The following is a 12,977-nucleotide window of genomic DNA, read 5'->3' as shown; positions in this document are numbered from 1 at the left end:
GCGGGCGCCGCGCCTTCCCTAGGCTCGGAGGATGACTGACGCACAACGCACCCCCACGCCGATCGACACGATCGCGGACGCGTGGGTCGACACCCTGGCGGAGAAGGACCCGACGCTCGCGACCTACATCGGCCGTTTCGAGCACAACGGACGCTTCGGCGACTACAGACCCGAGGGCGCGGACGCCCTCGTGTCGGAGGCGCGCTCGACGAAGTCCGCACTCGAGGCGGCCGAAGCGACCGACGCGATCGACACCGTCACCAAGATGGACCTGGTGCGCGAGCTCGACCTCAAGATCGAGCAGCACGAGGCGAAGACGAACCTGCGCAACCTGAACGTCATCGCGTCTCCCGCGCAGGACATCCGCTCGACGTTCGACCTCATGCCCACCGCGACGGTCGACGACTGGTCCACGATCTCCGACCGCATGAAGGCCCTGCCGGCTGCCATCGACGGGTACGTCGCGACGTTGCGCCAGGGCATCGCCGAGGGGGTGGTGCCCGCGCGCCGTCAGGTGAGCGAGGTCGTGACCCAGATCGCGCGCTACACCTCCGACACGGGCTTCTTCGCCGAGTTCGTCGGAGACGCCGCCCCCGAGGACGGGCAGCTCCCCGCCTCGCTCGCCCGGGACCTCGCCGAGAACTCCAACGCGGCACGGGTCGCCTACGACGGTCTCGCGTCGTTCCTGTCGAAGGAGCTCGCACCGGCGGCGGGCGAGGTCGACGCGGTCGGTCGCGAGGTGTACGCCCTGCAGTCGCGCCACTTCCTCGGCGCCGAGGTCGACCTCGACGAGACGTACGAGTGGGGTGTCGAAGAACTCGCCCGCATGGTCGCCGAGCAGGAGGCCATCGCGAACGAGATCCTGCCGGGCTCCACGGTCGAAGAGGCCGTGGCGTTCCTCGAGAGGGACGAGTCGCGCAAGCTCCGCGGCACCAAGGCCCTGCAGGAGTGGATGCAGCGCACGAGCGACAAGGCCGTCGAAGAGCTCGGCCGCACGCACTTCGACATCGCCGAGCCGATCCGCCACCTCGAATGCATGATCGCCCCGACGAACGAGGGCGGCATCTATTACACCGGCCCCACCGACGACTTCTCGCGCCCCGGCCGCATGTGGTGGTCGGTGCCCGAGGGCGTCGACACCTTCGACACCTGGCGCGAGCTGACCACGGTCTACCACGAGGGCGTTCCGGGCCACCACCTGCAGATCGCCCAGGCCGTGCACAACCGCGCCGAGCTCAACTCGTGGCGCCGCCTGCTGGCCGGCACGAGCGGGCACGCCGAGGGCTGGGCACTGTACGCCGAGCGCCTGATGGAGCAGCTCGGCTACCTCGACGACCCGGCCGACCGCCTGGGTATGCTCGACGGCCAGCGCATGCGCGCCGCTCGCGTGGTGCTCGACATCGGCGTGCACCTGCAGAAGCCCCGTCTCGACGGCACCGGCACGTGGGACCACGACTACGCGCTCGCGTTCATGCTGAAGAACGTCAACATGAGCGAGGAGTTCGTGCGCTTCGAGGTCAACCGCTACCTCGGCTGGCCGGGACAGGCCCCGTCGTACAAGGTGGGCCAGCGCATCTGGGAGCAGGTGCGCGACGAGGAGCAGCAGCGCCGCGGCGCCGACTTCTCGATGAAGCAGTTCCACACGCGGGCGCTCGACATCGGCGGCGTGGGTCTCGACACGCTGCGCGCGGCTCTGGCCTCCGCCTGATCTCCCCGAGGGGCGTCGCTTCGGCGGCGCCCCTCGGCGATGCGGGGGAATACTCCGCCGTCGCGTAAAGTTCATTCATCCGAATGCAAGGAGATCCCATGGACGCCCGCCCCCTCGAGCTCGGACTCGACACCTTCGGAGACATCTCGCGCGGCCCCGACGGGTCGCTGCTGTCGGACGCGCAGACCATCCGCAACGTCGTCGACCAGGCGGTGCTCGCCGACCAGGTGGGCCTGTCGTTCTTCGGGGTGGGGGAGCACCACCGCAAGGACTTCGCCGTCACCAGCCCCGAGATCGTGCTGGCCGCCGCGGCCGCCCGTACGAAGAACATCCACCTCGGAACCGCGGTGACCGTCCTGTCGAGCGACGACCCGGTGCGCGTGTACGAGCGGTTCGCGACGCTGGATGCCGTCTCGAACGGCCGCGCCGAGGTCATCCTCGGGCGCGGGTCGTTCATCGAGTCGTTCCCGCTGTTCGGCTACGACCTCGCCGACTACGAGCAGCTGTTCGAGGAGAAGCTCGAGCTGTTCTCGCACCTGCTCACCGAGAAGCCCGTCACCTGGTCGGGCCGCACGCGCGCCGCGCTGCAAAATGCCGATGTGTACCCCAAGACCGAGACGGGCCTGACCGCGTGGGTCGGGGTCGGCGGTTCTCCCGAGTCGGTGGTGCGCACGGCCCGCTACGGCTACGGTCTGGTCCTCGCGATCATCGGCGGGTCCGCCGCTCGGTTCCGCCCGTACGCCGACCTCTACCGTCGGTCGCTGCAGGAACTCGGCAAGCCGCAGATGCCCATCTCGGTGCACTCGCCCGGCCACGTCGCCGAGACCGACGAGCAGGCCTGGGACGAGGCGTTCGAGGGCGTCGCCGAGCTGAACAACACGATCGGACGCGAGCGCGGCTGGCCCGAGTACAACCGCATGCGGTTCCAGCACGATGTCGGACCCGAGGGCTCGATGTACGTCGGCTCGCCCGAGACGGTCGCCCGGAAAATCGCTGCGACCGTACGGGCGCTGGGCAACTCCCGCTTCCAGATGAAGATCGCGAGCGGGTCGATCTCGCACGATCGCCTGATGTCGAGCATCGAACTCTACGGAACGCGCGTGCGCCCCCTCGTCGAGGAGATGCTCGCCGAAACCTCCACGCCGGTCGACGCTCCCGGCATCCGGTGACCACGACCACCGACACCATCCGGGTGTCCGAACGCCTCGACGCTCTGCCGTTCACCCGCCGCCACGGGCGGATCCTCGGCGGATCGGGCCTGGGGTGGGCTCTGGATGCCATGGACGTCGGCCTCATCTCGTTCGTCATCGCCGCTCTCAGCGTGCAGTGGCAGCTGGCGCCGACCGAGGCGTCGTGGATCGCGTCGGCGGGCTTCGCCGGCATGGCGATCGGAGCGAGCGTGGGAGGGCTGCTGGCAGACCGGTTCGGGCGCCGACACGTCTTCGCGCTGACGCTGCTGGTGTACGGCGTCGCCACCGGGGCGAGCGCGCTGGTGGGTGGTCTCGCAGCCCTGCTCGTCCTGCGCTTCGTCGTGGGTCTCGGGCTCGGGGCGGAGTTGCCGGTGGCATCGACCTACGTCAGCGAGTTCGCGCCCGCCCGCATGCGGGGTCGACTCATCGTGTTCCTCGAGGCGTTCTGGGCCGTCGGATGGACGGCCGCGGCGCTCATCGGCTACCTCGTGGTGCCGTCGTCCGCCGATGGCTGGCGATGGGCCTTCGCCCTCGGCGCCATTCCCGCCGTCTACGCGCTCATCGTGCGGTGGGGTCTTCCCGAGTCGCCGCGGTGGCTGGCGTCTCGCGGCCGCAACGCCGAGGCGATCGTCATCGTGCGCGATCTCGAGGCCGCAGCCGGTCGGATCGCGCTCGAAGCGTCGACGGAGGGGGGCTCGGCATCCGCTCCCGCCGACCGTACCCGGGTCCGGGCCCTGTGGGCACCGGCACTGCGGGCGCGCACGGCGAGCCTGTGGGTGCTGTGGTTCTGCGTGAACTTCTCGTACTACGGGGCGTTCATCTGGATTCCGACCATCCTCGTCGCGCAGGGCTACGACCTCGTGCGCTCGTTCGGCTTCACGCTCATCATCACGCTCGCGCAGCTGCCCGGGTACGCCGTCGCCGCGTGGCTCATCGAGGCCTGGGGCCGGCGCGCGACCCTCGCGACCTTCCTCGCCGGTTCCGCCGTCGCCGCGGTGCTGTTCGGCACGGCGACCGGAGAGGTGGCGGTCATCGCCGCCGGCATGGCCCTGTCGTTCTTCAATCTCGGCGCGTGGGGCGCCCTGTACGCCGCGACCCCCGAGACCTACCCGACCGAGCTGCGCGCGACGGGGTCGGGCTGGGCCGCGGGCGTCGGACGCATCGCCTCGATCCTGGCGCCCCTCGCCGTGCCTCCGCTGCTCGGCGTCGGGGGAGCGCCGCTGCTGTTCGTGGTGTTCGCGGCGTTCTTCGCCGTGGCTGTGGTCGCGGCGCTGTTCCTGCGCGAGCAGCGCGGGCGATCCCTGGCCTAGCCCCTCCGCGCGCCCGCGTAGGCTCGTGCCATGGCATCCGTCCGCTACGTCGCGATCGGCGACTCGTTCACCGAAGGCGTCGGCGATGAGCTGCCCGACGGCACCGTCCGAGGGTGGGCCGACCTCGCCGCACAGGGATGGGCGGATGCCGCGGGGGAGCCCATCGAATACGCGAACCTCGCGATCCGCGGCAAGCTCATCGAGCCCATCGTCGCTCAACAACTCGAGCCGGCGCTGGCGCTCAAGCCGACGCACTTGTCGTTCAACGGCGGCGGCAACGACATGCTGCGTCCGCGCACGGGCATCGACCGCATCGTCGACCTGTTCGACCACGTCGTGCGCCGGTGCGACGAAGAGGGGGTGCGTCTGATCGTGCTCTCGGGGGCGAACCCGTCGGCGGGGCTCCCGCTCGGCAAGCTCATCGAGGCGCGCGGCGACCGCCTGTCGCACGCCGTCGAGAAGCGTCTCGAAGCGCGCCCCGCCGTGCTCACCGCCTACAACTGGTTCGACCGCGAGCTGGCGGGCGGGGAGTTCTGGTCCGTCGACCGGCTGCACATGAACGCGCGCGGCCACCACCGCGTCGCCGCCCGGGTGATCGAGTCGGTCGGGCTCACACCGCCCGCCGAGTGGTGGCATCTGCGCGAGATCCCCGAGACCGAGCGGCTGAAGGGCACCGCCTACTACCGCGAGCACGTGGCACCGTGGGTGCGTCGCCGGCTCACCGGCACCTCGTCGGGCGACAACCGTCAGGCGAAGTTCGGCGGCGGCTGGGTGGAACTCACGCCGGGAGGCTGAGGGCGGTCGGAGCGACGCGGGTAGGGGACGTACCCGGCAGCGTGGACCATGGCCGATCTCTCGGCGTTCCCTTCTGGTCTCGGATTCCCCCCGACGGACACAGCTCTGTGAGACTGCTCGTTCTGATCAGGGCGCGCGACAGTCCGCCGTCAGCGAGAAGTGCATCAGCCCGTCAAGGCTCGAGCGATCGCGGGCCGACAGACGTACCACGCCGTTGTAACGCAGGTCTTCCTGCATGGCGCGGTCCCTCGAGTAGCCCTCGGCGCTCCACGCATCGAGGATCGCCGCGTACGAAGAGGTGTTGTCATCGGTGCGGACGGTCATATCGTGGCTGGTCGTTCCGTCACACGGCAGGTCGGATGCCGCCGGCGCGGTCACCGGTACTCCCTCGGCATCCGACATCGGCGTCCCTGCCGCTTCGATGGTCAGCTGCGCCATGCGCGCAATCTCATCGCGGGAGTCGGACACCGGAGCCGGCGCGGGGCCCTCGTCGACCGTGGCGACCGGGGAAGGGGATGCGGAAGGGCGAGCGGCTACCACTCCGCCGGCAAGGCCGCACCCGGTCTCATCGACCAGCCGTGGGAGGACGAAGGCCGGTTCGGTCGAGGTGCTGAGGCGCTCCCACGCGTTGTCGAACGTGTTCCAGATTCGGAGCGTGTCGCCGCTGGTCACGGCGATGTAGGACTGCTCCTGGAACGGCTTGTGCCCGTCGTCGACGGACGTGCTGCCGACGGAGGTGCCGATCACCCCCTCCACGCGGCGCACCTCGCCCGCGGCGAGGAAGAGGAAGCTGCGCTCGGTCACGACGTAACCGGTTTCGCATCCGTTCGCCACGATGGGGGTCACCGACTCGTCCGTGAGGGTGAAGCCGAAAGCGGCCACCACTGCCGCCGCCGCGACGATCGCCCGGAGCGGACCGAGCAGCACCCACCACCACCTGCGCGCGGGGACGGCGAAGACGATCACGCTCAGCGTCACTGTGGATGCCATGAGGCACGCAGCGACCAGCACGCCGCCCGTCCACGGCCCGACGACCACCTCGCGCCCGCCCGCACTGTCCACCGAGATGGGCATGACCACGAGGATCACCCCCGCGAACACCAGGTACGCCAGGCTCGCCACGACCGCTGTCCGGCGGCGCCCCGCGCTCACACCCCGCTCGGCGACCGGGGCCCCCACGTCCACTGTCACATCGCCACTCTGGCAGCGATCCCTGGACGCCCCCCGCACACCGCGCCCATGGGTTCGAGGAGCAGACTGAGCACATGACTCTCGCACTCGTCACCGGAACCACCAGCGGCATCGGCCTGCACACCGCCATCCAACTCGCGCAGCAGGGGGTGACGGTCATCGCCACGGTCCGCGACACCGCGCGCGCCGACGCCCTGCGCTCGGCGGCATCCGAGGCGGGTGTCGAGCTCGACATCCGGGCCTTGGACGTGACGGATGCCGCGGCATCCCGTGCCCTGATCGAGGCGGCTGGTCCGATCGACATCCTCGTGAACAACGCCGGACGTGGCGCTGTGGGCACCCTCGAGCAGATGAGCGACGAGGACCTGCAGGAGCAGTTGGAGACCAACTACCTCTCGGTCGCGCGCCTGACCCGTCTCGTCCTGCCCGGCATGCGCGAGCGGGGGAGCGGACGCATCGTCACGGTCACCAGCGTCGGGGGAGCGGTGGGCCAACCGTTCTCGGACGCGTACTGCGCCGCCAAGTTCGCCGTCGAGGGGCTCATGCAGTCGCTCGCCCCGGTCGTCGCCCCCTTCGGCATCGACGTGTCGATCGTCGAGCCCGCCGCCGTCGCGTCGTCGTTCGTCGACTCCGTCCACCGCGCCGCCCCCGGGCCCTACGCCGAGCAGCAGCAGGCGTACCTCGACCGCGCGGCGACCTCGTTCGCGTCCGCGCAATCTGCGGAGGATGCCGCGAAGACGGTCGTCGAGGCCTCGACGACGTCCGCGCCGCGCTTCCGCTGGCAGACCTCCGATGCGGCGACCCAGTTCGCCGGCCTGTCTCTGGCGGACCTCGACGGATCGCGAGTGCTGGGCATGACCTCCGGCTGGGTGCGGCGCGACTGAACCACGCCCGCGCCCCGGTTACCGTGGGATCCATGACGCGCGTGTGGCTGGATGCGATGGAGTGGGCGTGTTGCGGTGATCCGTTCAGCGTCGGCGACGACGTGGACTTCGTGATCGAACACCGGACGCCCTTCGACGGTTTCATCCGTCAGCTGGGTGTCGAGCTGGCCGCGACGGTGGACGCCTTCGAGGCACGGCATCCCCAGGGCTCCACCGACGATCGAGTGCTCGGACGGGTCACGCGCGTACAGATCGTCGTGCAGAAGACGATCGAGCGCTTCGCCCTCCGTCGACCCGGACACGGTGCCCCTCCCGATGCCGAGATACCCGCCGAAGGGGAACTCTGGCCGCTTTCGGGCCGGGACCTCGGGAACGGGTTCTTCATCGGCAACCGCCCCTCGCGGTGGATGCGGGTGTCCGCGCCCGTGCCGGAGGCGGTCGAGCTCGTGCCCAGCGACAGCGTCCCGGGGGAGCGGCCGGAATCGGACGATCGGGTCACGGAAGACGATCTCAACGGACCCGAGCCCTCCGAACGTCGTCTGCGGATCCGCAGAGGGTGGCTCGTCGACGTCGAAGAGACGAACCTCTAGGACGGCTTCACCGAGGGCTCCCACGAGCACACGGCATCCATCAGCTCCTTCACCGTCGACCGACTGTCGAGACGCAGGACGGGCTTGCCGATCGTCGCCAACCACCGGTCGTGTTCGGCGCGACTGCGGCCGTCGAAGGCCGGGTCGTCGTACCCCTCGGCCCAGGTCTTGAACTCGTGCCAGGCGTCGTCGTCATGCGGCAGGCCCCCGCGTCGGACGACCTCGCGGGCTTCGAGGCGGCGGAGCCTCTCCGCAGGGTCGAGCGCGACGAAGACGATCGCGTCGCACTCCGCGACGACCGACTCTCCCCACCCGAGCATCGAGCCCGAGAGCACCCACGCGGGGCGGCCGACGAAGATCTCGCGCATCAGCGCCACACGTTCCGCGTCGCCTCTCTTCCGCGTGAACGGGGGAGTGGTCGGCATCCAGAAATAGTCGTCGGCGTCGGCATGCGGCACCGCCCAGTGCGCGGCCAACGCGTGGCCCAGCGTCGTCGTTCCGCTGCCGCTGCCACCCAGGATGTGGACGCGTGATGGACGCATCGTGCCCCTTTTCGTTCGAGCCGACGTGACGATCATCCATCAGAATCGTGTGCCCACCGCGTCGTCTCGGTGCGGAGAGCCGAGCGCTTCTCCGCACAGGCGGGGGAGCGGATGCCAAGTGGTTTCGGCAGCGCGAACCAGCGACGTCGTCACTTCTCGGTGGACGACGTTCCCGACTGCCCCGACCAGACGGCGCGCGCACCGCTGTCTCCGACCTGGACGGCCGACACGGTGGTGCCGACCGACACGCCGATGGCCACCACGGCGATGGCGATCGTCGACACGCGGGCGGCCGTCGAACGCGTGTCCCCGGAGGGCTTCCGGGCCCGCATCCGGAACCACACCCATTGCCCCGCGGCCACCACGAACGAGCCGATGGCCCAGGGGAGGAGCTGACCGCCGAGTTCCGTGTGGACCTCCAGCGCCGTGGATTCGGGAACCTGCCGCTCAAGGGTTCCGCCCGCCTCTTTCGCGAGGGGAACGAAAACGAGCGCCACCGCCGCCACCAGCGGAGTGAGCACACCGAGCTTTCGGCGAGCGGCGGGCCACACGCTGCGCACGATCACCATGAGATCCGCGAGCGGGATGAGAACGACGACAGCATGAACCAGAAGAGACACCAGCGGACGCCGGTCAACGACCCGCCGTCCGCGTTGGTGGGATGAAGAGGGCGGGGAGTGACGCCGGAACTAGAACTGACATAATGTGCATTATCGGCGCTTCCAGACGATGGCGAGCGACTCTCGGAGGCGGCTCCACCTCAGGCGAACCAAACTTTATTCAGATGCATATTCCAACGGTGCAAGCAAGTGCTCTCTCACCGCCCGGATCATCTGTCAGCATCACCCCATGGCCGCTCGCGCTCCGCACACCGATAATGTCGACGATCACGCCGTCGACACCCTGAGCGCTCTGGCGGCCGCCGTCGCGAAGGGCGATCGCACAGCGTTCGCTCAGCTGTACGACCTCACCTCCGCCCGGGTGTTCGGGGTGGTGCTGAGGGTGGTCGTGAATCGCGCTCTGGCCGAAGAGGTGCTCCAGGAGGTGTACGTCTACGTCTGGCAGAACGCGTCGAAGTTCGTCGCCTCGAAGGGCAGCCTGCAGGCGTGGATCAGCACGATCGCGTATCGCCGAGCCGTCGACTGCGTCAGGGCGACGCAGGCGTCTCACGATCGGGACCGGCACGTGGGATCGAGATCTCTGGTCGAGGACGCTAACGCGGCCTCGGATGCCGTCGACCACTACCTCGAACGCGCGCACCTTCACGCCGCTCTGTCGCAGCTCTCCCCCGACCAACGACTCTGCGTGGAGCTCGCCTACACCGCCGGCCTCACGCAGTCGCAGATCGCGGCCCGCCTGGGCCAGCCCCTCGGGACGATCAAATCCCGCACGCGAACCGCAATGAGAGAGCTGCGTCGCACCCTTCAGGGACACGCCGGCCTGGGCGTGGGCGCGGTGGCGTGACGCCGCCGGTCGGCCTTCCTCGTCAGCGCCGCGTCAGGTTACCTTCGGCCCACTCGCCGAGCTGACCCAGGATCGGAACCAGTCGGCATCCGGCGTCCGTCAGCGCGTACGTGACGGCGACCGGCGGCCCGGCGTCGACGCGGCGGTCGACCAGGCCGGTGTCGGCGAGTTCGGTGAGGCGGTCCGACAGCACGGCGTCGCTGATGCCGCCGACCGCTCGCCGTAGGCCTGAGAACGACAACTCCCCCTGGCCGAGCACGTCGAGGATCATGCCGTTCCACCGCTTGCCGAGGACCGAGAACGCGTGCGAGACAGCGGCGTCGCACCGTCGCACGTCATGTTCTTCGGTCATGACCCCATCCTACGTGTGCTAGCTTTCCCGAAGCCACTTTGTTTTTCATAGTCACTCTGATCGGAGAAGCGCATGACCCTGTTCCGCCTGGATGCCAGCATCCTGCCCGCCACCTCTACGAGCCGCGAACTCGGCGACCTCGTCGAGGCCGAGTGGCTCGCCGCGCACCCGTCGTCGACGGTCGTCCGCCGTGACGTCGCCGCCGACCCGATGCCCGCCACCGCCTGGCGCGACGCCGTGACCTCGGGCTTCACCCCCGCCGACCAGTACACCGACGGCCAGCGCGAGGCCGTCGCTCTGCGCACGCGCCTCGCCGACGAGCTGATCGACGCCGACGCTCTGCTCTTCACCGTCCCGCTGTACAACTACGGCGTCTCGCAGCACGTGAAGACCTGGTTCGACCTCGCCTACACCGATCCGCGCATCGATCCGCAGGGCACGGCGCTGCGCGGTAAGCCCGCCACCCTCGTCACGGTCCTCGGCGGCAACTACGAGCCCGGGAGCCCCAAGGAGGGCTGGGACCACTCGACAGGCTGGCTGCGCCGCGTCTTCGCGGACGTGTGGGGACTCGACCTCACTGTCGTGCACCGCCCCTTCACGCTCGTCGGTGTGAATCCCGCGCTCGACGCCTTCGCCGACGTGGCGGCAGGACTGAAGACGGATGCCGAGCAGGCCGCCGTCACCGCCGGACGCACCCTCGCCGCGTCGCGAGACGCCTGACGCCCGCAACACCCGATTCGCCCGCCACGGACCGCAATGCGAACCCGTGGCGGGCGAATCCTGTCACGCCCGCGCTTCGAACACTTCCGCGAGGAACGCCTTCATCGCGGCCCAGCTGCGCCGCTCGGCGGTCGCCTGGAATTGCGCGCCCTGCTCGGGGGCATCGGCATCCGGAAGCGTGAAGGCGTGCATCGCGTTCGCGTACGACACCAGCTGCCAGTCGACCGACGGCGCCGTGCGCAGGTCGTTCTCGAAGGCGAGCATCGCGTCATCGGGTGCGACGGGATCGGCGGCGCCGTGCAACACGAGCAGCTTCGCGGTCATCTGCTCCGCCTCGCCCTCGGGCCCGGTGAGCAGTCCGCCGTGAAAGCTGACGACCGCGTCGACGTCGGCGCCCGTGCGGGCGAGTTCAAGCACCGACGACCCGCCGAAGCAGTAGCCGATCGCCGCGGTGCGGTCGGCGTCGACCGACGGCTGCTCGCGCAGGTAGGCGAAGGCCTCGGTCAGGCGCTTCCTCCACAGCGGGCGATCCTGGTAGAAGCCGCCGGCGACACCGGCCGCGTCCTCGGGCGCCGGTCGCACGTCGGCGCCGTAGACGTCCGCCGCGAAGGCCGTGTAGCCGAGGCGGGCGAGCATGTCGCAGCGCATGCGCACGTAGTCGGTCACGCCGAGCCAGTCGTGCACGACCATGATCCCCGGGTGGCGCCCCTCCCCTGCCGGGTGCGCCAGGTATCCGCGGTAGGCGACGCCGTCGGCGGTGTAGTCGACGTCGCCCGATTCGATTCCGGATGCCGGGAGGGGTTCGCGATCGAGGATCTCGGTGAGGTTCGGGGCATAGGTGTTCATTTCCGCGACGGTAGACCTCGCGCATAAGGACCAGCCGGGTCTTGTGGACGAGGTGCCGATGCCTCACGGCCTACACTCGGCCCTGACGACGACCGCCGTCGACGTCGGCCGGAGAGGAGCGCCAGGTGCGCGAACGGGTGATGGATCTCGTGTTCCTCATCGGCGTCGCCCTGAAGGGCCTCGACGGCCTGGTCGAACTCGTCGGTGCGATCGTGCTGCTCGTCACGACCCCCGGCCAGCTCCTGCATATCGCCCAGCGGCTCACCGCTCACGAGCTGGCGCGGGAGCCGAACGACTTCCTCGCGAACGCGCTGCTGCACAGCATCACGCAGCTCGGGTCGGGCACGGTCGTCTTCCTCGCCGTGTACCTCCTGCTGCACGGCGTCGTGAAGCTCGCGATCGTCATCGCCCTAATGCTCGGCACCCGACGGGTGTACCCGTGGGCGATCGCCGCGATCGGCGCCTTCCTCATCTACCAGGTGTACGAACTGTTCGTCTCACCGAGCATCGGCCTCGTGCTGCTCACGGTCTTCGACCTGATCATCCTGCTGCTCACCTGGCGCGAGTGGCGGCGCGGTCGCCCCCTGCGCCAGACCTGGCATTCGACGCTGGACTGGATCCTGCGCCGGCCGCAGCCGCAGCACTGACCGCTTCCCCGAAGCCCGCGTCAGCGGCGGCACGCAAAGAACAGTCGCGGTGCCTCGTCGTCGACGGGACGATCGCGGCCGCCGCTCACCTCGACCCGGGTGAATCCCGCCTCCGTCAGCATGCGGCGGACGTCGGTCAACGAAGCACCGTACTCGGCGATCGTCTCGTCGATCGGATCGTGGTCGCCCTCGATGCGCACGTGCCAGTCGTAGCGGTCGTCGCGCTCGTCGCTGATCGAAATCGTGACCGTCGATCCCCCGGCGACCGTCGTCTCGGACCGCCCCGCGCCGCCGCGGAGGCGCCCGAGCGTGTTCATGTCGAAGAGGAACATCCCGTCGGTTTCGAGATGACCGGATGCCACGGCGAACACCCGCGGCCAGTCCGAGACGGGCACATGGTTGACGGTGTCGTAGACGCACGCGACGACATCGAACCGACGATCCAGGGCGATGTCGCGGATGTCCGCCTCGATCAGGTCGGCATCCACCCCCTTGATTCGGGCGATCTCGAGCATGTCGGGTGACACGTCGATGCCGACCTTGGCCCACGCGGCGGGCAGGAGGTCGAGCACGGCCCCGGTGCCGCACCCGAGCTCGAGGATCGACTCCACCTCGCGCCCGAGCTCGGCGGCGCGTCTCTCGATCCAGGCGGCGAACGGCTCGGGGGTCCCGCCCTGCAGGACGTCGTAGAAGCGCGCGAATCCGGAGTACATGCGGCTCATCCCATCACGGCGTCAC

The 12,977-nt window shown here is 69.6% G+C and carries 15 protein-coding genes; 9 read left to right on the top strand and 6 right to left on the bottom strand.

Features of this window, described 5'->3' with window-relative positions:
* The first annotated feature begins 31 nt into the window (after window positions 1–31).
* The 4 genes from AB6V31_RS15600 (at window position 32) to AB6V31_RS15585 (ending at window position 5,003) form a co-directional block, all read left to right on the top strand.
* On the top strand, window positions 32–1,708 hold the full coding sequence (locus tag AB6V31_RS15600) for a DUF885 domain-containing protein (RefSeq protein ID WP_369366754.1): 1,677 nt from the start codon (window positions 32–34) through the stop codon (window positions 1,706–1,708).
* 98 nt (window positions 1,709–1,806) lie between these two features.
* Window positions 1,807–2,877, top strand: a complete 1,071-nt coding sequence (locus AB6V31_RS15595; protein WP_369366752.1) for an LLM class flavin-dependent oxidoreductase — start codon at window positions 1,807–1,809, stop codon at window positions 2,875–2,877.
* The gene (locus AB6V31_RS15590; protein WP_369366749.1) at window positions 2,874–4,208 is read left to right on the top strand and encodes an MFS transporter; all 1,335 of its coding nucleotides are present in this window, start codon (window positions 2,874–2,876) and stop codon (window positions 4,206–4,208) included. The genes AB6V31_RS15595 and AB6V31_RS15590 overlap by 4 nt, the downstream gene beginning before the upstream one ends.
* Window positions 4,209–4,238: 30 nt before the next feature.
* Window positions 4,239–5,003 carry an SGNH/GDSL hydrolase family protein gene (locus AB6V31_RS15585; RefSeq protein WP_268103943.1) on the top strand — a complete coding sequence of 255 codons (765 nt, stop codon included), beginning with the start codon at window positions 4,239–4,241 and terminating at the stop codon, window positions 5,001–5,003.
* Window positions 5,004–5,129: 126 nt separating this feature from the next.
* Here the strand turns inward: AB6V31_RS15585 and AB6V31_RS15580 are convergent, their stop codons facing one another.
* Complete coding sequence (locus AB6V31_RS15580; protein ID WP_268103942.1) at window positions 5,130–6,194, bottom strand: hypothetical protein; 1,065 nt, start codon at window positions 6,192–6,194, stop codon at window positions 5,130–5,132.
* A gap of 74 nt (window positions 6,195–6,268) precedes the next feature.
* Here AB6V31_RS15580 and AB6V31_RS15575 point away from each other — a divergent pair, with 74 nt between their 5' ends.
* Both AB6V31_RS15575 and AB6V31_RS15570 read left to right on the top strand, forming a co-directional pair.
* A complete protein-coding gene (locus tag AB6V31_RS15575) occupies window positions 6,269–7,078 on the top strand; it encodes an SDR family oxidoreductase (RefSeq protein ID WP_056231870.1) in 810 nt (269 codons plus the stop codon).
* A 32-nt stretch (window positions 7,079–7,110) separates the two neighbouring features.
* Window positions 7,111–7,668 (top strand): DUF6578 domain-containing protein, encoded by a 558-nt coding sequence (locus tag AB6V31_RS15570; protein ID WP_369366746.1) that lies wholly within the window; start codon window positions 7,111–7,113, stop codon window positions 7,666–7,668.
* On the opposite strand, the gene AB6V31_RS15565 is transcribed toward AB6V31_RS15570, so the two are convergent.
* Window positions 7,665–8,210 carry a hypothetical protein gene (locus AB6V31_RS15565; RefSeq protein ID WP_268103940.1) on the bottom strand — a complete coding sequence of 182 codons (546 nt, stop codon included), beginning with the start codon at window positions 8,208–8,210 and terminating at the stop codon, window positions 7,665–7,667. The genes AB6V31_RS15570 and AB6V31_RS15565 overlap by 4 nt on opposite strands.
* Before the next feature lie 149 nt (window positions 8,211–8,359).
* Complete coding sequence (locus AB6V31_RS15560) at window positions 8,360–8,830, bottom strand: DUF2231 domain-containing protein (RefSeq protein WP_369366744.1); 471 nt, start codon at window positions 8,828–8,830, stop codon at window positions 8,360–8,362.
* Between the two features lie 229 nt (window positions 8,831–9,059).
* Here AB6V31_RS15560 and AB6V31_RS15555 point away from each other — a divergent pair, with 229 nt between their 5' ends.
* Window positions 9,060–9,674: a sigma-70 family RNA polymerase sigma factor gene (locus AB6V31_RS15555; RefSeq protein WP_369366743.1), complete on the top strand. Its 615-nt coding sequence runs from the start codon at window positions 9,060–9,062 to the stop codon at window positions 9,672–9,674.
* 22 nt (window positions 9,675–9,696) lie between these two features.
* Here AB6V31_RS15555 and AB6V31_RS15550 read toward each other — a convergent pair whose 3' ends face one another.
* The gene (locus AB6V31_RS15550) at window positions 9,697–10,026 is read right to left on the bottom strand and encodes a helix-turn-helix domain-containing protein (protein ID WP_056231884.1); all 330 of its coding nucleotides are present in this window, start codon (window positions 10,024–10,026) and stop codon (window positions 9,697–9,699) included.
* A gap of 72 nt (window positions 10,027–10,098) precedes the next feature.
* Between AB6V31_RS15550 and AB6V31_RS15545 the strand changes: the two genes are divergently transcribed.
* A complete protein-coding gene (locus AB6V31_RS15545; protein WP_369366741.1) occupies window positions 10,099–10,746 on the top strand; it encodes an FMN-dependent NADH-azoreductase in 648 nt (215 codons plus the stop codon).
* A 63-nt stretch (window positions 10,747–10,809) separates the two neighbouring features.
* Here the strand turns inward: AB6V31_RS15545 and AB6V31_RS15540 are convergent, their stop codons facing one another.
* Window positions 10,810–11,592 (bottom strand): dienelactone hydrolase family protein, encoded by a 783-nt coding sequence (locus AB6V31_RS15540; protein WP_074694906.1) that lies wholly within the window; start codon window positions 11,590–11,592, stop codon window positions 10,810–10,812.
* A gap of 125 nt (window positions 11,593–11,717) precedes the next feature.
* On the opposite strand from AB6V31_RS15540, the gene AB6V31_RS15535 reads away from it, so the two are divergent.
* Window positions 11,718–12,239 carry a DUF2127 domain-containing protein gene (locus tag AB6V31_RS15535; RefSeq protein ID WP_369366740.1) on the top strand — a complete coding sequence of 174 codons (522 nt, stop codon included), beginning with the start codon at window positions 11,718–11,720 and terminating at the stop codon, window positions 12,237–12,239.
* A gap of 20 nt (window positions 12,240–12,259) precedes the next feature.
* On the opposite strand, the gene AB6V31_RS15530 is transcribed toward AB6V31_RS15535, so the two are convergent.
* Window positions 12,260–12,952 (bottom strand): class I SAM-dependent methyltransferase, encoded by a 693-nt coding sequence (locus AB6V31_RS15530; protein WP_074694904.1) that lies wholly within the window; start codon window positions 12,950–12,952, stop codon window positions 12,260–12,262.
* Between the last annotated feature and the right edge of the window lie 25 nt (window positions 12,953–12,977).

The sequence above is a fragment of the Microbacterium sp. 16-032 genome, assembly GCF_041079455.1.
GTDB classification, from domain to species: Bacteria; Actinomycetota; Actinomycetes; order Actinomycetales; family Microbacteriaceae; genus Microbacterium; species Microbacterium testaceum_A.
The sequence above is the reverse complement of the archived record's forward strand: the minus strand, read 5'-3'. Positions and strand labels throughout refer to the sequence as shown.

Excerpts from the sequence above, each read along its gene's own strand:
- AB6V31_RS15600 (WP_369366754.1), top strand. The coding sequence starts at position 32 with ATGACTGACGCACAACGCACCCCCACGCCGATCGACACGATCGCGGAC.
- AB6V31_RS15595 (WP_369366752.1), top strand. The coding sequence starts at position 1,807 with ATGGACGCCCGCCCCCTCGAGCTCGGACTCGACACCTTCGGAGACATC.
- AB6V31_RS15585 (WP_268103943.1), top strand. The coding sequence starts at position 4,239 with ATGGCATCCGTCCGCTACGTCGCGATCGGCGACTCGTTCACCGAAGGC.
- AB6V31_RS15575 (WP_056231870.1), top strand. The coding sequence starts at position 6,269 with ATGACTCTCGCACTCGTCACCGGAACCACCAGCGGCATCGGCCTGCAC.
- AB6V31_RS15570 (WP_369366746.1), top strand. The coding sequence starts at position 7,111 with ATGACGCGCGTGTGGCTGGATGCGATGGAGTGGGCGTGTTGCGGTGAT.
- AB6V31_RS15565 (WP_268103940.1), bottom strand. The coding sequence starts at position 8,210 with ATGCGTCCATCACGCGTCCACATCCTGGGTGGCAGCGGCAGCGGAACG.
- AB6V31_RS15555 (WP_369366743.1), top strand. The coding sequence starts at position 9,060 with ATGGCCGCTCGCGCTCCGCACACCGATAATGTCGACGATCACGCCGTC.
- AB6V31_RS15550 (WP_056231884.1), bottom strand. The coding sequence starts at position 10,026 with ATGACCGAAGAACATGACGTGCGACGGTGCGACGCCGCTGTCTCGCAC.
- AB6V31_RS15545 (WP_369366741.1), top strand. The coding sequence starts at position 10,099 with ATGACCCTGTTCCGCCTGGATGCCAGCATCCTGCCCGCCACCTCTACG.
- AB6V31_RS15540 (WP_074694906.1), bottom strand. The coding sequence starts at position 11,592 with ATGAACACCTATGCCCCGAACCTCACCGAGATCCTCGATCGCGAACCC.
- AB6V31_RS15530 (WP_074694904.1), bottom strand. The coding sequence starts at position 12,952 with ATGTACTCCGGATTCGCGCGCTTCTACGACGTCCTGCAGGGCGGGACC.